Origin of the sequence: Trichocoleus sp. FACHB-90 (genome assembly GCF_014695505.1) — a bacterium.
GTDB classification, from domain to species: Bacteria; Cyanobacteriota; Cyanobacteriia; order Cyanobacteriales; family FACHB-T130; genus Funiculus; species Funiculus sociatus.
Genome location: NZ_JACJOK010000054.1, coordinates 19,481 through 37,142, shown reverse-complemented (window position 1 = coordinate 37,142; position 17,662 = coordinate 19,481). Strand labels below are relative to the sequence as shown.

The following is a 17,662-nucleotide window of genomic DNA, read 5'->3' as shown; positions in this document are numbered from 1 at the left end:
AGTCAAAACTACTCGCCTTACACCTTAAATTGCTCGGTAATCCGTTTCATTGCCTCTTCCACATTTTCCCGACTATTAAACGCCGAGATGCGGAAGTAGCCTTCGCCTGCTGCACCAAAACCAGAACCGGGGGTTCCCACAACATTCGCTGTGTGCAGCAACTTATCGAAGAAATCCCAACTAGACAAATTATTGGGCGTTTTCACCCAGACGTAAGGTGCATTCACGCCGCCATATACTTGCAATCCGGCTGCTGTCAGCTTCTCGCGAATAATTTTGGCGTTTTCCATATAGAAGTTGACAAGCGCCTTAGTTTGTGAAATTCCTTCTGGGGAGTAAACCGCCTCGGCTCCGCGTTGCACGATATAAGACACGCCATTAAACTTGGTGGACTGGCGGCGATTCCACAGCTTCCAGAGTTCCACATCAGAACCATCGCTAGCTTTTGCTGTGAGCGTTTTTGGTACTACTGTTAACGCACAACGGGTGCCAGTAAAACCTGCATTCTTGGAGAAGGAACGAAACTCGATCGCGCAATCCCTTGCTCCTTCAATTTCGTAGATGGAGTGAGGAAGGTTGGAATCGGTGATAAATGCTTCGTAGGCTGCATCGAAGAAAATGATCGAGCCATTGGCTTTGGCGTAGTCTACCCATGCTTTCAGGTGTTCTTTGGTAGCGATCGCTCCTGTAGGATTATTCGGGAAGCACAGATAAATCAAATCAACTTTCTCACGAGGTATCTCTGCGGTAAAGTTGTTCTCTGCGGTGATCGGCAGATACACTAAACCTTTAAATTCGCCCTTCTCGTTAGCGTCTCCCGTATGTCCTGCCATCACGTTAGTGTCTACATACACCGGATAAACAGGATCGGTGACAGCGATCGCATTATCATCTCCAAAGATGTCGAGAATGTTGCCTGTATCGCACTTGGAACCGTCAGAGATGAAGATTTCCGACGCATCAACCTCGCATCCCCGCGATTGGAAGTCATTAATCGCAATTTTCTCGCGTAACCAGGCGTAGCCTTGCTCTGGGCCATAACCTTTAAAACTAGCGCGATCGCCCATTTCTTCCACAGCTTTGATCATAGCCGCGCGGCAGGCTTCCGGCAGTGGTTCCGTGACATCGCCAATACCTAGCCGAATAAGGTTGGCATCAGGATTGGCTTGTGCGAAAGCATTCACCCGTCGAGCAATTTCGGGAAACAGATAGCCTGCTTTCAACTTCAGGTAGTTGGTGTTAATTGTTGCCATACTAGATTGTTCTAAACACGCTCCGCGACAGAACCAGTAAAATATTATATTGACATCCTTGTGTCGCTATAACATCTTTGGCGTTTAGCGGGTGTTCCATTCACAGATTCTAGGCTAGGCATTTCTGCCTCCTGTTTGTTTGAAGTTAGCCGCAGCAGAAGTTTGGATGATAGAAACAGTCATTTATCCTGAGTAACAAAAGCAAGTTCACTTTTTCTTTTCAAAATCCGCAGCTGGCTGAGTTGATTCTTCATGCCAGTAGGCAGGGGGTAAAGTGATCGCTTTCGGTCGAGCAATTGGGTTAGACTTTAACTGCTTCTGGGCCTTAATATTTGTCAAAGGGCTAGAGGAGAACGATGAAGAAACGTCTTTATTCATTTTTCCGGCAACTTGCGTGTTAATCGCCGCTCTTGCTGGTTCCAAAACCTCAGCTATCTGAACCTGCTGCTCTAGCTGCTGGGTTGAAGACACCAAACCGCTGAGTCCATTGACCAAATTTCGTAAATTGTTACGGAAAGCTTGATCGCCTGTGAGATCGTCCAAATCGGATGTGATTTTCTGGGCGTTTTCAAAAGTTGTCCGCGCCGAATCCAATGTTTGTTGTAACACCACCAAATTTGTTGGACTATTAAGAGCGGTGGTAAGGTCGCGCAAGTTAGCTGATGCCTGCGCCGCATTAACAGATGCCTGCGCTGCGTTAGCCGAAAGAACTTCTAAATTACGCCGCAGTTCCGTATTGCCAAACTGGTTGACTTGTCCCGTCAGGCTGTTTACTGTAGTGCGTAGTTGTTGGCTGCTGCTGGAAAAGTTATCTAAAGTGCTGAGCAAAGTCGAACGATTTTGTACCACTAAGCTGTTGACATTGCCAAGCAGTTGGTTTAGCTGAGTGGCGGTTAGGCTGTATTGATTGGCAGTTCTAGTAATCTGATTTGCTGCCAAACCGAATTGATTGGCTGTACCGCCAATTTGACTAAGTTGGGCGCTGGTTTGGTTGGCGGCGCGGGTTACAGCATTGGCAGCACCTGAGAAGGTTTTTATCTCTTGTTGTACTGTCGCGCTCAAACCGGAGAAATCGCGAGTGAGTTGCGCCACTCCAACTGCGGCATCGCTGGTATTTTTAGTGGCTGCTTTCAGGTTAGCTAATAAAGTTGGGTCGTTGTAGAGATTGGCAATGCGGGTAGTGCTGCGAAGCAGTTCATCGAAACTAATACCAATTTGACCTCTTACACGCTCGTTGTTACAAACAATCAGGCCCGTTGGGCATTGGGGGTCAAGCGGCAGCGCAACTTTAACTTCAGGGGGGAGCTGCTTGAGGGGATTAATGTCGATGGAAGTTTCGCTCAACAGACCGGATTGATTGGCTTCAACTACGACTTCATTTGGCATTACCAAGTCTGCTGGGGAAATTTCCATTGTCACATCCACGCCATTAGAGCGGGGGTTAATGGCGGTAATTTGACCGACGTTAACGCCGCGATAGCGGACGGAAGCGCCTTGTTGCATTCCCCCAACGTTGGCAAATTCTGCGATTACCGTGTAGCTTTTTTTACCATACCTGATGTCACGTATCCAAAAGATTAGTCCACCAAACAAGAAAAGGGACACTAGGATTAACAAACCGACGGAGCCTTCTCGAACTGTTCGCGATCGCATCTGTCTTCCTCATAAAATTAAAAATGCAAAACTAAAGATTAAAAAAGTAGATTTTTAATTTTTAATTTTTAATTTTTAATTGATTTTAGCCGACAACATGAATGGGCCCGGTTACACTGGCGCTAAAAAATTGTCGCACCAGAGGATCATCTGTAGTGTCAATCTCGCTCGTTGCACCTGACCACTGTATCTGTCCTTGATAGAGAAACACAATTCGGTCAGAGGTGCGGCGAATGGTACTATCTTGGTGCGTCACCATCACGTAACTGCCGCAACCGCCTTGCTGACGTTGCAACTGCCGGACTAAATCTTCTATCACCGTGGAGGCGATGGGGTCAAGTCCAGCGGTAGGCTCATCATACAGTAAAACTTCTGGCGTGTCCTGGGAGCTGTCTGGATTGGACATTATAGCACGAGCGAAACTGACTCGCTTCCGCATCCCGCCGGAAAGTTGGGAGGGGTAGCGATCGCTCATTCCCCCCAACCCGACCATCTCCAACTTTTCCTCTACCAGTTCTCGTATCCGCCGATACGCTAGTTTAGAACGCTGAAACAGCAGAAAGCCGACATTTTCTTCCACTGTCAAGGAGTCAAACAAAGCCGCCTGCTGGAACACCATGCCGATGTTTATCGGATCTTCAGCATCTTCAATTAAACCCTTACGACGCTTTCCCTGGATATAAATCTCGCCAGCATCGGGAGCCAGCAGTCCAGCAATAATTCGCAAAATCGTCGATTTCCCAGTTCCAGAGGGGCCAATAATTGCCAGCGCATCACCCTGATAAATCGTCAGATTAACCTGATCTAGGATGACACTGCTGCCAAAAGATTTAGAAATTCCCTTTAGTTCAATTAGCGGTTCAGACATAGGGGGTTGGGGACTGGGGACTGGGGACTGGGGGCTAGGGGCTGGGGGCTGTGGGGGCTGGGGACTACTGGCTAGGGACTAGATAAGACTTTTTCCCAATCCCCAATCCCCAATCCCCAATCCCCAATCCCCAATCCCCAATCCCCAATCCCATTACCTTACGCCCTGACGGACTCCGTTCGATGTAGCCGTGCCAGTTTCTTCTGAGGACATCTCCAGCCCGAAGACACGCCCGAAGACCTTTTCTACCTTGTAGCCGGAATCAATCGACTCTAAGGGGTCTTTGCGGAGACGGTGGCGTAGACAAAGGGCAATGACGCGGCGGATGTCGTCTACAGTCGCTTCGGTGCGTCCTTCCAAGGCCGCGATCGCTTTGGCGGCCCTGTTGGTCACGATGTCACCCCGCAAACCATCCACATCCAATTCTGAACAAACAGAGGAAATGTTTACCCGCAGTTCGTACTCCATTTTCACCGAGGGTAGTAACTCCTGGGCGCTGACTAGCTTTTGTTGCAACTCTTGTTGCTTGTCCTGGTACTTTTCGAGAAACTGCTGCGGATTTTGGTCAAACTCGGCTCGTTGCTCTACAATTTCCACTCGCAACGCTGGTTCTTTCACAGTGCGGATTTCAGCGTGCATTCCGAAACGGTCGAGCAATTGGGGGCGCAGTTCGCCTTCTTCCGGGTTCCCGGAACCCACCAACACAAACCGGGCAGGGTGGCGAATCGAAATGCCTTCCCGTTCTACGGTGTTCCAGCCACTAGCTGCTGAGTCTAGTAGCACATCTACCAGGTGGTCGTCAAGTAAGTTGACTTCATCCACGTAGAGAATACCCCGGTTAGCTTTAGCGAGGAGTCCGGGTTCAAAGGCTCTGACTCCTTGGGATAAAGCTTTTTCGATGTCGATGGTGCCGCAAACGCGGTCTTCTGTGGCACCAAGGGGCAGGTCAACCATCTGGACTTTTTTCTTGGCGACGGGTATTTCCTGCTGCTGTGCAACCAGGTCGCGCACGGTGTCGCTCATCACGTCGGGGTCGTTGGGATCGCTATTGAAGGGGTCATCAGCAACGACTTCGATTTCGGGCAATAGGTCAGCCAACGCCCGGATGGTGGTGGATTTGCCAGTGCCGCGATCGCCCATAATCATCACACCGCCGATTTTGGGGTCAATTACATTCAGCAGCAAAGCCAGTTTCATCTCTTCCTGACCGACGATCGCAGTAAAAGGAAAAACCGCACGGCTTGCTCTTTTTTCAGGCGCTGAGGCAGTCGGACTCACAGAATTTTTACTCCGGGCTTGTTATTGACAGACTTTCATTGTGCCACTTTTATCCCTTAAAAATTCCAATTTACAACTTAAAAATGATTACATTTTTAACTATAGAGTGCTAATCCCCTAGCTTCCTCTGCTAACCAGTCCCCAATCCCCAATCCCTTTTTAACTATGGAGTGGTAATTCCCCAATCCCCAGTCCCCAATCCCCAGCCCCAATCCCCAATCCCCAATCCCCAATCCCCAATCCCCCTCATCTCGGCACCCCTGAAGAGGGACTTCTAATTTCTGGCTCCGCACTTCTGAGTCCCAAATCTTGTCTAGGCATGACCGACTGTTGTAAAGTGCCAGAATCTTGTAGGCGTTTCAAATCGTTTAGCACCTCTAAAGTTGTCTGGTAACGGTCGAGGAAGTGGTAACGCACCATTTTATCGATGATGTTGGCAAATTCCTCCTGAACTGAGGCGAAATCGCGCCAGATGACGTTGCAGGTTTCGTCACTAGAAAGCTTTTGGGGAGATATGCCCGTCAGCGCCTCGATGCCAATTATGCCAACGGCGTAGATATCGCTACTGAAGTTTGGCTTACCTTTGTATTGCTCAGGCGGCGTGTAACCTTTCGTACCAATGGCAACGGTGAGATTTTCCTGTTCGTTAGGGTGGGGCTGCATTTGTTTAACCGCCCCAAAGTCAATCAAAAACAGTTTATTGTCTTTTTCGCGGCGGATAATGTTGCTGGGTTTGATATCCCGGTGGATTACGTAGTTTTCATGGATAAAAGCCAAAGTTTCCAGAATCCCGTACAGTATCTCAGCGACTTGCGCTTCTGGTAGGCGCTTGTCTACTGGTAATTCGTCGCTCAGCGGATGACCTTTGACAAATTCTTCAACTAAGTAAAATTCTTGGTTTTCTTCAAAATAAGCTAATAATTGGGGAATCTGAGGATGATGACCCAACTGTTCTAGAATTTCGGCTTCTGTGTGAAACAGTCGTCTTGCCAGTTGCAAAAATTTTTCATCGCGATGAGCAGGCATCAAGTGCTTAATGACGCACAGGGGATTACCAGGTCGCTTGGTATCTTCTGCTAGATAGGTGTGACCAAAACCGCCGGAAGCTAAACCCCGAACGGTTTTGTAGCGTCCTGCTAGTAGGGAACCACCCCGGCGATCGCCTATTTGTCCGGCTAAGGACAATGGTAAGAGAGGTCGCTTTGATTGCTCGTTGTGCAGATCGGCGGCTTTGGTAGTCGCGTCTGGGTTGTCTTCCCAGACCGCAGTCGAACTATCATCTGTGTCCGAAGATTGTTCAGGAGCGATCGCTGTTGAATCATCATCCTTTCGCGCCCAAGATTGTTCAGGAGCGATCGCTCCTGTCGCTAACGTCTCCTGCCGTTTTTCTTTCAGCAGTGCTTGCATCTCCAGCAGGTTATTCTGCTGTTCCCGAACCAAAAGCGCAATCTTTTTATGCTCTTTCTCGGCTTGGTGAGTATTGTAAGCCATCACCCCAGCACCAGTCATCACCAAAGCCAAGGCTGGCGGCACCACTGGCACCCATCCCGCCTGAGTAAACAGAAGCCAGCACGTTCCAGACAAAACCGCCAAGCACGCGCCTTCTGCTAGTGCCAGATGCCCTGGATGCCGCAGCCGAAAAGCCACCAGTCCGCCGACTACAGACCAGCCTACCAGCCAAAGTGCTTCTCCCCACTCAGACCAGAACCAAAATTGACGATGCCCATCCAGACTAGCGCTGAGAATCTGACTTACCATCTGGGCATGAATCACAACTCCGGGCATTGTGCGGTTGCCCGTTAGTCCAGCGCTGTAGGGAGTATATTTAGCATCAGGAACGCTGGAAGCGGTGACACCGATGAGAACGATGCGGTCTTTTACCAAGTTTTCGTCAACCTGACCGTTGAGAACTTGGGACATTGTGACTTGCTTTGCAGGATATTTAGGGGCGCGGTAATTTAGCAGGATTTGATAACCGCGTGTATCTTCCCCTATATACCCTCCATCATTGGCTTCTAGCGGTTTGAATACGGTATTTTTTATTTTGAGATAACCTTGCTCACTCTGTGTTGGCTTAATTCCTTCTTTTTCCAAGTAAGGTTGTACCAGCTGGAATCCAAAGGAGTTAGGGTTAGGACAAGGCTGGTGAGCGGATGGAGAGACGAATAACAAACCCCGGCGAATAATGCCATCAGCATCAGCCTTCATGTCGGCAAAGCCAACCCGATCGTCGGCAACATTCGGAGGTGGGGCATTGCCGGGATTTTCCCCACCTTTGACTATACACACCGGAACGATGCGGCGCTCGCTACTCATCAGCTTTGAAAATGCCGCATGGCCCGGTTCTACTGGCAAATCGCGAATAATATCCAGACCGATAGCACGCGGATTTTTTGAGAGCAATTTTGTCAATAACTGGTGCATCACGGCATCAGTTATTGGATAATCTTTGTAAGTTTGGATGTCCGCTTCCGTGACAGCCACCACCAACAGGCGGGGGTCTGGTTCTTTCTCAGGTAGCAGCCGCACCATTTGGTCATAAGCACCCAGTTCCAAAGTTTCTAGCAGGCCCTGCTGCCGCAACCCCACCACAAAGATACTGACTGCCACAGTCACTACAACTGTTGGTAGCCTCCATACTGAGGCACCTGTGCGTAGCAGACGCGATCGCATTCCACTGAAATTCGGCTTTGAGAGCTGAGCCATTACATAAACTTTGTCAGGTTATAAGATTAGAAGCCAAGGAAGACTGCCAGCCTAAAACGTTCCCCACCCTTAAAGAACCCCTACGGTGTCAGAACTTGCTAATTTTTTTTTCACCGCTACGGCTTGGTAAGAGCTTGCCTACAGCCGTTTGGAGCCTTCAACAGCTTCTTTGAACAAATGCCCCTGACCATGCTTGCATTTTAGTACCCGCCGTTGGCTGATTTAATCTACCATTTAGCTTGATTTTAATTTTTTTTTGAGATATTTGCCGATTTATAGCTCGGTTTTTGATGTCTCAGAGCGAATCTTATGTACGTTTTCCTCCCAATTCATCCCATCAAAAGGAACGATGTGAAAACAAGACAACACATCACCATCCAAACAGCGCAAGTTGACATCAATCGAATCGGGATGGGAGCGGGGGCGATAAAATGGGTGAATCCCACAAATACGACAGAACGTGTGCTTGGCAATACCAGTGTTGAAGGTATAGGTTGTCAAAACCTCTGCACCAGACAGTAAGGTAAAATGCTCCGGTGGCACAATCAGATGTAAAAAACCCTTCTTTCTACAGATGGAGCAGTTGCAATCATCTGCCTTATGCTCGTCCACTATGACGCGAAAGCGCACTGCGCCACAGTGACACCCACCTTCATAAGTAACCAGTTCTTCTGATGCGCTCATTTCGCAGAATCTTGGGCTAAATGGCGGTGGTTTTGATGCCGATGGTAGACCCCAAGACATATTATCCGCCTAGTGTGGCAAGCATAGCACCGATGAGTATCTAGGTGGGCAAAAGCCCAGGTAAAAAAATTTGAAGTAGATAGCTAAAATATTCTGGTGCATGAATGTATTAGAAGTATTCCTAAACGATATGATGTGTTAACAAATTGCTCAATACCTCATATACTCAGTTGCGGTGTTCAACGCCAGTAAAGTCGGGTTAAAGTGAGGTTGGTCAGAGTGCGTCAGTTCTGTTTGTGGTTAAGTTGCAGTTAAGAAGCAAGAACGATGAGTGATAAAAGTATGGCATTTCTGGCCGGGGCTGCCTTCGCTGGAATTGCGGCTATCGTCTTGCTGAAGACAGGAGGTAGTGCAGGACAAACTAACCTATCCGCTTATACTGCGGTGCCACCGCCGCCGCTGGGTCAGCCTTCGATGACGGGGCAGCTGCCGCCGCCTCCTCCTGGTGCTAGCGCGATCGCGCCGCAGGATCAGACTCAATCTTCTTCCTATTGTCTCCGACAGCAGAACGACACAGAACGGCTCCGAGATCAGCTGGAACAGCAGCGGAATGAAACTGAGCAGATGAAACTTCAACTGCGGAATCAGCAGACGCTTATCGAGGCTCTGACGACGCAGGCAAAAACAAATGTGCTGGGGGGACAGGTGAACTCAGCGACTTTGGCAACTGCTGGGCAGCCGAATAATCAAATTCTTTCCGGTGTACTCTGGGCATTTGGAGGAATCGTTTTAACTTTGTTTGGTGGCATTGTCGTTGCAGGAATTTTTGTTGTGTTCTCGCAACAGCAGCGTCATTCCCGGACAGTGCAAGTGATTCATCCGATTCCTACTCACCCGCCAAGTGTAACTCAAAGAAGGCGTTCTGAGTTTCTGCCGCCTCGGTTGGAAAGCAGACGAGATGACCCGATAGATTATGACAGGTATTAGTCAAGGGTTAATGACATTTAGCAATTAGCAATTAGCAACGAATTCCACTTCTCCCAGCGAGGTTTGCGACTACCGCAGCTAACTCGGCTGGTTCCACAGGCTTAGGTAAATGTATCTGAAAACCGGACATTAGCGATCGCGTCCGATCCTCAGCCCTAGCGTATGCTGTTAGTGCAGCAGCTGGAATCAGGCCCCCTTGCTCTGGCGATAGCGCTCGTACCTTGCCGATCAAAGTATAGCCGTCTTCTTCAGGCATCCCGATATCGCTGACTAAAACATCTGGCTTTGACTGTTTAATCAGCTCCATTGCCTCGCTCACCGATGCAGCTGCTTTTACTTGGGCTTTGCACTCTTCGAGTACCGTAGTCAGAAACAGGCGAGTATCAGCATTGTCATCGACCACAAGTACCTTTAACCCATCCAGCGAGGGCGGCTCGAACGATACACCACTTTCAACAGCTGCTGGCTGTACCCGCTCCGCATTGCTTGTCTCTACACGGACAGGCATAACTGGAAGTTTGACAATAAATGTCGCTCCCTTCCCTGCGCCTTCGCTGTGGGCGCGAACTGTTCCGCCGTGCAGTTCTACCAAGTTGCGGACAATGGCTAAACCTAGTCCGAGTCCGCTGTATTGCCTAGTGATAGAGCTATCAGCTTGACGAAACCGCTCGAAGACATAAGGCACAAAGTCGGGGTTGATGCCTTCTCCGCTATCGCTGATTGTAATCTCCACATGAGAGTTAATCCGTTTCAGGCTAACGTGAACGCTCCCTTCCTTGGGCGTAAACTTAATCGCATTAGATACCAGGTTCCAGATTACCTGCTGCAAACGGTCTGAGTCGCCTGCAACTGGCCCGGCTGCCGGATCAAGTATGCTTTGCAGTTGGATTGCCTTAGCCTCAGCCGCTGGGCGGACGGTATCAAGAGCCGCCTCAATGACTGTAGACAGTTCCACTGGGCGGACACTCAAGCGGAGTTTGCCTTGAATAATGCGGGAGACATCCAGCAAATCCTCAACCAGTTGTGCTTGCGCTCTGGCAGACCGTTCAATGGTCTCCATAGCTCTAGCAGTAGTCGCTTCGTCAAACTTTCGAGTATTCAGCAGTCGCAGCCACCCTAGCATGGCATTTAGTGGCGATCGCAATTCGTGGGAAAGTGTCGCCAAAAATTCGTCCTTCATCCGGTTGGCTGCCTCGGCGGCGGCGCGTGCTTCCTGTTCCGAGGCGAGTAGCTGGGCGCGTTCGTCTTCAGCTTGCTTGCGTTCGGTGAAGTCGCGCATGATTTTGACAAAGCCTCGCAACCCAGTTTCATCTTTTAAGGGTGATATGAAGCCACTTGCCCAGAAACGGCTGCCGTCTTGGCGAACGTGCCAGCGCTCATCCTCAGCCCGACCTTGCGTTGCTGCTGTTTGGAGTTCCTTTTTGTCCTCGCCGCTCTCCAAGTCTTCTAGTGTGAAGATAATTGAAGAATGTTGTCCCAGGATCTCTGCTTCCTGATAGCCTAAGATGCGTTCTGCCCCAGCGCTCCAACGGACAATACGCGCCTCTGTGTCGAGAAAGAAAATTGCGTACTCCTTCACATTGTCCAACAACAGGTGGAACCGCTCTTCGCTTACCCGCTGTGCTTCCTCGGCAAACTTGCGATCGCTAATGTCAGCTACTATGTAAACGGCACCTGTGAAAGCTTTGCTCTGGTCAAATATCGGATCTGCGGTGATGGCAAACCAGCGCGTACCGTTCTTTAGCTCTCTGCTTTCGCGACGCTGAGTTTGCTGAATGCTAGAAAAGGGACACTCCTGACTTGAACCCAGTATTTTTTGTAGAAGTTCCTGGTGAAAGCTACCCTCGATGTCGCTGAAGGGTTTCTCCAGAAGCTGAGACATGGCGCTGTTACATCTGATAACTTTGCCTTTGGAATCTAGTAAACAAACACCGTCGCTCATTGCATCAAAGGTAGTCTGCCACTCCTTCGCTAAACCCAGCGCCGATTCCTCAGCTTCTCGGATGCGGAGCAGCGCTTTGACAGTGGCGATCAATTCTATTGGCTCTACAGGTTGGGCTAGGTAGCCATCTGCACCGCCTTCTAATCCCTGTGCCTTATCTCGGCTCTTGACAAAACTAGCGGATAAATGTAGCACGGGAATAAAGGACGTGTGAGGGTTTTCCTTAATCCGGCGACATACCTCAAACCCATCGATATCTGGAAGCTTTACGTCAAGGATTATTAAGTCGGGTTGTTGTGCTACCACCATTTGCAGACCAGCTTCGCCTGTTGCTGCTTCCTTAACCTGAAATCCGGCTTGTTTTAACATCCGGCTGACGACATAGCGGTTGGTTTCGTTGTCGTCTACGTGCAGAATAGTTACAACGCTATCATCCATGATTTTTTTCTCCAGGTTCCAGCACTAGCCCAGCTTTAAGCAGTGCTTCCCGACTTCGGGCGATCGCATCTTCCCGCAATGGATCTTTAGAGAGAATCGCTACCGTCCTGCGGGCAAGATCCCTTTTTTCCTCTTCTTCTAGCACTTTTGATGTATTAATAATTACCGGTATATTGCTAGTAGCGTGATCGCTTTTTAGAAGTTCTATCACCTCAAATCCGTTCATATGTGGCATTGCCAGATCCAGAAAAATGCAATCCGGATTTTCTTCTCCCGCTAAGCGGATGCCTTCGCGTCCATTGTCGGCTTCAAGGATTGTAAAATTAGTATAAGCTAATAATTGCTTTAGTAAATATCGGGATACCTGTTCATCGTCAATTATCAAAACTTTCTGTTGTCTCTTTTTATTGATAAGTCTATTAAAATTATCCAATAGTAATAATCGCTCTACTGGTTTAACAAAAAACGCATCTGCCCCCAATTCTAGCGCTTTTTTATCGTTATTAATAACAGTAATGACGAGCAGGGGGATATCCCGCGTTGCTTCATTTTGTTTCATTTCTGAAATCAAATTCCAGGTATTTTGCTCTTTTAGTAATATGTCAGATATTACCGCGACAGGTTTAAACATCTCAAGAGCAAGTTGGGCTTCCTTGAGCGATCGCGCCTGAATAAGCTGATAATTTGAACCTTGGAAATACTTCTCGTAAGTAAAGAATGTCTCCTCGTTATCCTCTATTACGAGTACAGGCAAACGAGACGGATCTAACTGCCAGTTAATATCTGGCACCCCTGCCCCAAACTCGGAATTATTGTAGCTAATCGGGATGGTAGCAAAAAACGTTGAACCCTTTCCCAGCTCACTTGTTAAAGAAACATTGCCGCCCAGCAATTCGGTTAAATGCCGTGATAGAGAAAGTCCAAGTCCTGTGCCTTTAACCCGCTTTTGAAAAGCGGAATCTACCTGGACAAATTCCTCAAAAATTCGCTTTTTATCTTCCGGTGCAATGCCAATTCCGGTATCAGCCACGGAAAAAACTACCGTTCTACTAACCAATTTGGCAGCAATGCGAACTTCACCTTTTTCTGTATATTTGATTGCATTAGAAATAAAATTTCTCAGAACCTGAGCAACTTTGCCCTCATCAGTGTAGAGTGTGGGAATACCAACGGGTTCTTCAAAAATCAGAGAAATTGAAGAATTATAAGCGAGAAGAGGACGCAGCATACCTCTTAAAGCGCCGAAAAGCTCGCTCACCTCAAACTCATTCGGATGAATAACAATTTTTCCCGCTTCAATCTTTGCCAGATCCAAAAGGTCGTTAACTAACTCCAAAAGACCTTCACCTGATTGGCGGATAAACCTTACTTGCTTTTCTTGCTCATCTGTCAATTCGCCATCCATCCGATCCAGCAGTAGGCGGGACAGAGACAAAATCGAGTTTAGCGGTGTGCGAAACTCATGACTCATGTTCGAGAGAAAGCGAGTTTTAAGTTCATTAGCGCGCTGTAAAGAATCAGCTTTTTCGTCTAATTCTGCATATAGTGCCACAACACCGCGATTAGTATCCTCTAGCTCACGGTTGAGTTGAGCTAGCTCGGCTTGACGTTTTTCTAGTTCTTCTAGAGTGCGAAGCAGTTCTTGGTTTTGCTGCTGAATTTCAGAATAAGGATTTTCAGGCGATCGCATTATCAACTCATTAGCAATCTCACCCAAACGTTTTGTGGTGACTATAGGACTGCGTTTAGGCAAATTTTTCCCCATCACTACCACTGTTCCTTGCTCAGGGGTAGAGTCAATGCGAAACTGATCCATCAGTCGCTTGCTGCCAATAATACCTAACCCCATTCCCGTATTCGACCTATATTGTCCCTCTAGAATAGTCTTGAGATTAGGGATACCCCGCCCTTTGTCACGAATGGAAACCATGAATATTTGAGGTGATTCGCCTTCCACCCAAAATTGAATTTTTCCACCCTTTGCATATTGAAAAGCGTTGCGGGCAATTTCAGAAACAGCAGTAGCAATGCGCGTCCGATCTTGAGAGTCAAAACCCAACAACTCAGTAATCTGGCGCACCCGCTGACGTGTCAGAACGACATCTTGTTCAAAGCGTATTTCTATAGTGAGGATAGTTATCTCTTCCTTAGCCATCGGTTATTTATTAATATATATAGCAATCCTAAATCATTTATAAAACCTTCCGTCTTTCCTGTTTCTCTCTTGTTTCTCCTTTCTCTTGCTAAGCCCAAAGCGTAGGCTGAGCGGTTCATAAATTATTACAAACCTGCAAAGACTGCTATATAGCGGTTCTCGGTTCGATGCGGTACACTCTGATATCTCTTGAGAGAGGCTTTGATTCTTACTCCCCTTCCCCGTAAAAAACATTTATTCGGCTTCCCTCTCCGTGCTTCGCACCGCTAACGCTAACGTAGGAGAGGGTTAGGGAGAGGTGGGAAGGGGTTGGGGGTTAGGTTATTCTGATGTACTTCACGCAACTGAGAACCGCTATAGTTTTTCAGTAAAACAAGCATCTTCCCCACCTTATTTGATAGCAGACAAGAGGCCCGCCCAACAGTTATTATTAATTTTCCCGTGCGACCAGCACCGTGACATCATCGCGGTGTCGGGTAAAATCCCGGTATAGAACTCCAGCGAGCAGGCTGGGATGTTTTGCGGCTAAACCAGGATAACGATCTAAACGCCACTGCGTACCTAAACCGTCGGAGTGCATTATCAAAATCCCCCCTTTAGACCACTGATAAACAAACTCCTGAATTTTGCGAACCTCATGCCCGACAGTGCCGTTATGGGAAACCATACTGTAAGAACGGGCTAGTCCTATCTCTTGGTTGGGAGAAAGAACTGTGGCAGAAATGTTGCCAACTCCAGCAAAACAAACTGCTTGTTTTTCAAAGTTTACTTCAGCGATCGCCATTGCTGCTCCCCGTGTACTTCGCAAAGCCGCATGAGCTGCTTCAATAATTTCTTTGGGACTTTGACAGACATTCTCTCGAAATATCCTCACCGCTTCTAAGGACGCTTCGGCGGCTAGAGGCCCGTGACCTAAACCATCTGCAACTAAGAACAGAGTGCGATCGCCACAGCGATCTATTGCCCAAGCATCACCCGAAACCTCCTCACCTATTTTGGGCAAGCACACTACACCTATATCTATATCTATATTGCTGCGTGGCGGCACTTGGTTAGGACTAGCCCAGAGTTGGCTTAATAAGGCTGTCCCTACACTGGGAACAGAATGAATATCAAAAACAGCGGAGAGGCGAGCGATCGCGCCTAAGCCATTTCCCGGAGTTCCCGCCGTAGAATAGCCATCGCGCAAACACTCGCTGATATTGCTCATTCCTGGCCCTTTGTCCAGCGCTAGGATTTCGATCCCCACGATGTCGTTTTTTTCCAAAGCTTGGAGCAGCAACTGACCGTCGGTAGCGTGACGAACAAGGTTATTTGCCATCTCGGTGACAACAATGCCTACCTTCCCTCGTTCTGTTTCGTTGAAACCGAGATTACTGGCGAGGGATAAAGCCATCCGTCGCGCTTCACCAGCCTGACTAAACTCTAAGATGGGCAAGCCGACTGGATCTCTCATATATTTACTTCCACTTTGTTATTGTGACGCAGGTGCCTTCGCCGACATTGGAAACAATATTAAATTCGTTCACCAGCCGCTTTGTACCGCTTAAGCCCATACCGAGTCCACCTCCGGTGGTGAAGCCGTCTTTTAGCGCTAGATCGATGTTTGGAATCCCTGGCCCCGAATCTTCAAAAGTCAAACGCAGACCACGACGAATTCCTTCATCTAATGCTTCTAGTTTGACTGTTCCACCACCGCCATAGTCCAAGGTGTTGCGTGCTAATTCGCTCGCCGCCGTGACAATTTTAGTCTGGTCTATCAGGCTAAAACCCAGCTCTACGGCAAACTGGCGCACGGCTTGCCGTACTAGCACAACATCTGCCGAAGTGTTGATGCTCATGGTTTCATGCTTGTGCATCACCATCCAGAAACCCCCTTGGAGTGGAGACGCGATAGCCGCTGTCTCTACGTAGCGATCGCTGCAAAAGAGTCATTCCCTTCTCAACATTTAAGGCTGTGCGAACCCCTGTTAAGGAAAGTCCCAACTCTACTAAAGTGATGGCGACTGCTGGCTGCATTCCTACGACAACCGTTTGTGCATCTAGCACCTGCGACATCTTGGCAATGTTTCCCAGTATCCGCCCAATAAAGGAATCAACTATTTCCAGTGCTGAGATATCGATTAGGACACCACGAGCATTTGTCTGGGTAATCCGGTTTGTCAGATCGTCCTGCAAGGTCATCGCTAGGCGGTCGTGCATATCCACCTGAATAGTGACTAGGAGGAATTCGCCCATCTGAAGAATGGGGATGCGTTCCATTACAACTCCTTGCTTATTAAGTGGGTGTCTGGGAGCGAACGAACGCCACCCCCGTTCGTTTCAAGGCTAGAGCAAAGGCATCGGCTAAGGTAGCCTTGGTAATTACATCAGCCAGATCCACGCCCAGGTAGACGATGGTTTGAGCGATTTGGGGACGAATACCGCTGATGATGCAATCAGCACCCATCAGTCGAGCAGCTGTTACTGTTTTTAGTAGGTGCTGTGCTGTCAGGGTATCTACGGTTGGCACTCCGGTAATATCGATGATGGCAACTTCTGCACCCGTTTCGACAATTTTGTTTAGTAGAGATTCCATGACAATCTGAGTGCGGGCGCTGTCGAGGGTGCCAATAATGGGCAATGCTAAAATCCCTTCCCACAGTTTTACGACTGGCGTTGAGAGTTCCATCAATTCCTCTTGCTGGCGGAGGATTACCTCTTGGCGGGCTTTTTGATAGCTTTCCGTCGTCCAGAGTCCTAGCTTATCTAGGAGGTTAGTGGCACACCAAATTTCATCTATAAGTGTCTCGACATCCTGTGCTAGTTCCTGGCGCAAGCGGCTGAATAAAGGCTGCTTAAAGGAAAGAACAAAGATGGCGGTTTCTGATGGGGTGAAGCCTTTAATCGAGCGCGATCGCGAAATCGAAGCCAGCAAATCGCGCACTCCACGCCACTGCGACGTTTGGATGTCGGTTAAGTTACCTCCCTGTACTGCATTTGTAAACAGGTCAAGAAATTCTTTGCACTCTTCGCGCAGTTCTGTCTCCCTGAGCAAGTCTTTACGGATACCAGCAGCTACTTGCTCGTTTAGCCACTCTGTCAACAGTTGGGCTTCGTAATTTTTGAGAATTGCCGGAATTTTGCTTTTGCCGTTCAAGTTCATTTCAACGCCTCCCTCCGCTGACTGGGTTAAAAAAAGTGCAGTATTTAGGCTTTTAAGATAACTAGCATTAACTGGAGCTGTTTACTAGGAGGCGCTTGGCGTGAGTTGTTGCAAGCTGCATACACTGGACACCAGTAGCTAACTGTTCAGTCTGCGGTAGTTTCTAAAAGACTATTTGGCCAGCATTATATTATACGGCTTAGGTTGGACAAATGGACTAGGCATCACCATTATCTTTGCACTCACGCGATCGCGCTTCTTTGCTCGTCGTGGTGTAGATCGTGGGACGGGAAGCTTGAGTTTCCGAAACTTTGCCTGATGAAATCTCAGGAGTTGCAAAGAGCGATCGCTAGACCAGAAGTTGTTCATGTCATCCCAACATTTTGAATCGTTCTTTAACCACCCAGTCGAATAAACTGACAGATTGCGTCCCTATTCTGATAGATATTTTGTATATTATTCCGGAAATTAAGATTAATTGTTTATTAATTTCTCCATAGTTAAGTACAACTTAAACATTCCCTAAAAGTGGCAAATATTACAGCAGCAAATG

15 protein-coding genes are annotated in these 17,662 nt (G+C 48.2%); 2 read left to right on the top strand and 13 right to left on the bottom strand.

Annotation, left to right across the window (positions count from 1 at the left end; all coding sequences use genetic code 11):
* Window positions 1–17 precede the first annotated feature (17 nt).
* The 7 genes from H6F74_RS15690 to H6F74_RS15660 all read right to left on the bottom strand — a co-directional run bounded on the left by H6F74_RS15690 (window position 18) and on the right by H6F74_RS15660 (window position 8,442).
* Window positions 18–1,253 (bottom strand): LL-diaminopimelate aminotransferase, encoded by a 1,236-nt coding sequence (locus tag H6F74_RS15690; protein WP_190442700.1) that lies wholly within the window; start codon window positions 1,251–1,253, stop codon window positions 18–20.
* A gap of 207 nt (window positions 1,254–1,460) precedes the next feature.
* On the bottom strand, window positions 1,461–2,906 hold the full coding sequence (locus tag H6F74_RS15685) for an MlaD family protein (protein ID WP_190442698.1): 1,446 nt from the start codon (window positions 2,904–2,906) through the stop codon (window positions 1,461–1,463).
* 85 nt (window positions 2,907–2,991) lie between these two features.
* Window positions 2,992–3,774 carry an ABC transporter ATP-binding protein gene (locus H6F74_RS15680; RefSeq protein ID WP_190442696.1) on the bottom strand — a complete coding sequence of 261 codons (783 nt, stop codon included), beginning with the start codon at window positions 3,772–3,774 and terminating at the stop codon, window positions 2,992–2,994.
* Window positions 3,775–3,927: 153 nt separating this feature from the next.
* On the bottom strand, window positions 3,928–5,052 hold the full coding sequence (gene bchI / locus H6F74_RS15675; protein ID WP_190428100.1) for a magnesium chelatase ATPase subunit I: 1,125 nt from the start codon (window positions 5,050–5,052) through the stop codon (window positions 3,928–3,930).
* A 95-nt stretch (window positions 5,053–5,147) separates the two neighbouring features.
* Window positions 5,148–5,345: a hypothetical protein gene (locus H6F74_RS15670; protein ID WP_190442694.1), complete on the bottom strand. Its 198-nt coding sequence runs from the start codon at window positions 5,343–5,345 to the stop codon at window positions 5,148–5,150.
* The gene (locus H6F74_RS29400) at window positions 5,299–7,758 is read right to left on the bottom strand and encodes a CHASE2 domain-containing serine/threonine-protein kinase (RefSeq protein ID WP_199301277.1); all 2,460 of its coding nucleotides are present in this window, start codon (window positions 7,756–7,758) and stop codon (window positions 5,299–5,301) included. Before H6F74_RS29400 ends, H6F74_RS15670 begins: the two co-directional genes overlap by 47 nt.
* A gap of 273 nt (window positions 7,759–8,031) precedes the next feature.
* Window positions 8,032–8,442 (bottom strand): GFA family protein, encoded by a 411-nt coding sequence (locus H6F74_RS15660; protein ID WP_190442692.1) that lies wholly within the window; start codon window positions 8,440–8,442, stop codon window positions 8,032–8,034.
* Between the two features lie 327 nt (window positions 8,443–8,769).
* Here H6F74_RS15660 and H6F74_RS15655 point away from each other — a divergent pair, with 327 nt between their 5' ends.
* Entirely contained in the window at window positions 8,770–9,429 is a 660-nt protein-coding gene (locus tag H6F74_RS15655; protein ID WP_190442690.1) for a heterocyst differentiation related protein, read from the top strand.
* 31 nt (window positions 9,430–9,460) lie between these two features.
* Here the strand turns inward: H6F74_RS15655 and H6F74_RS15650 are convergent, their stop codons facing one another.
* The 6 genes from H6F74_RS15650 to H6F74_RS15625 all read right to left on the bottom strand — a co-directional run bounded on the left by H6F74_RS15650 (window position 9,461) and on the right by H6F74_RS15625 (window position 17,109).
* A complete protein-coding gene (locus H6F74_RS15650) occupies window positions 9,461–11,809 on the bottom strand; it encodes a response regulator (RefSeq protein ID WP_190442687.1) in 2,349 nt (782 codons plus the stop codon).
* Window positions 11,802–13,964, bottom strand: coding sequence for an ATP-binding protein (locus H6F74_RS15645; RefSeq protein ID WP_190442685.1), 2,163 nt, complete (start codon window positions 13,962–13,964; stop codon window positions 11,802–11,804). The genes H6F74_RS15650 and H6F74_RS15645 overlap by 8 nt, the downstream gene beginning before the upstream one ends.
* Window positions 13,965–14,394: 430 nt before the next feature.
* Entirely contained in the window at window positions 14,395–15,420 is a 1,026-nt protein-coding gene (locus H6F74_RS15640) for an ATP-binding SpoIIE family protein phosphatase (RefSeq protein WP_190442684.1), read from the bottom strand.
* Window positions 15,421–15,424: 4 nt separating this feature from the next.
* Window positions 15,425–15,805 carry an anti-sigma regulatory factor gene (locus H6F74_RS15635; RefSeq protein WP_242020172.1) on the bottom strand — a complete coding sequence of 127 codons (381 nt, stop codon included), beginning with the start codon at window positions 15,803–15,805 and terminating at the stop codon, window positions 15,425–15,427.
* 4 nt (window positions 15,806–15,809) lie between these two features.
* Window positions 15,810–16,226, bottom strand: a complete 417-nt coding sequence (locus H6F74_RS15630; protein ID WP_190428087.1) for an STAS domain-containing protein — start codon at window positions 16,224–16,226, stop codon at window positions 15,810–15,812.
* Between the two features lie 16 nt (window positions 16,227–16,242).
* Window positions 16,243–17,109 carry an STAS domain-containing protein gene (locus tag H6F74_RS15625; protein WP_190442681.1) on the bottom strand — a complete coding sequence of 289 codons (867 nt, stop codon included), beginning with the start codon at window positions 17,107–17,109 and terminating at the stop codon, window positions 16,243–16,245.
* Window positions 17,110–17,284: 175 nt separating this feature from the next.
* Between H6F74_RS15625 and H6F74_RS15620 the strand changes: the two genes are divergently transcribed.
* Window positions 17,285–17,428, top strand: a complete 144-nt coding sequence (locus H6F74_RS15620) for a hypothetical protein (protein WP_190442679.1) — start codon at window positions 17,285–17,287, stop codon at window positions 17,426–17,428.
* The last annotated feature ends 234 nt before the right edge of the window (window positions 17,429–17,662 follow it).

Coding starts and splice junctions, on each gene's coding strand:
- H6F74_RS15650 (WP_190442687.1), bottom strand. CDS start 11,809: ATGGATGATAGCGTTGTAACTATTCTGCACGTAGACGACAACGAAACC.
- H6F74_RS15635 (WP_242020172.1), bottom strand. CDS start 15,805: ATGAGCATCAACACTTCGGCAGATGTTGTGCTAGTACGGCAAGCCGTG.
- H6F74_RS15645 (WP_190442685.1), bottom strand. CDS start 13,964: ATGGCTAAGGAAGAGATAACTATCCTCACTATAGAAATACGCTTTGAA.
- H6F74_RS15685 (WP_190442698.1), bottom strand. CDS start 2,906: ATGCGATCGCGAACAGTTCGAGAAGGCTCCGTCGGTTTGTTAATCCTA.
- H6F74_RS15660 (WP_190442692.1), bottom strand. CDS start 8,442: ATGAGCGCATCAGAAGAACTGGTTACTTATGAAGGTGGGTGTCACTGT.
- H6F74_RS15630 (WP_190428087.1), bottom strand. CDS start 16,226: ATGGAACGCATCCCCATTCTTCAGATGGGCGAATTCCTCCTAGTCACT.
- H6F74_RS15640 (WP_190442684.1), bottom strand. CDS start 15,420: ATGAGAGATCCAGTCGGCTTGCCCATCTTAGAGTTTAGTCAGGCTGGT.
- H6F74_RS15690 (WP_190442700.1), bottom strand. CDS start 1,253: ATGGCAACAATTAACACCAACTACCTGAAGTTGAAAGCAGGCTATCTG.
- H6F74_RS15625 (WP_190442681.1), bottom strand. CDS start 17,109: ATGAACTTGAACGGCAAAAGCAAAATTCCGGCAATTCTCAAAAATTAC.
- H6F74_RS15655 (WP_190442690.1), top strand. CDS start 8,770: ATGAGTGATAAAAGTATGGCATTTCTGGCCGGGGCTGCCTTCGCTGGA.
- H6F74_RS29400 (WP_199301277.1), bottom strand. CDS start 7,758: ATGGCTCAGCTCTCAAAGCCGAATTTCAGTGGAATGCGATCGCGTCTG.
- H6F74_RS15680 (WP_190442696.1), bottom strand. CDS start 3,774: ATGTCTGAACCGCTAATTGAACTAAAGGGAATTTCTAAATCTTTTGGC.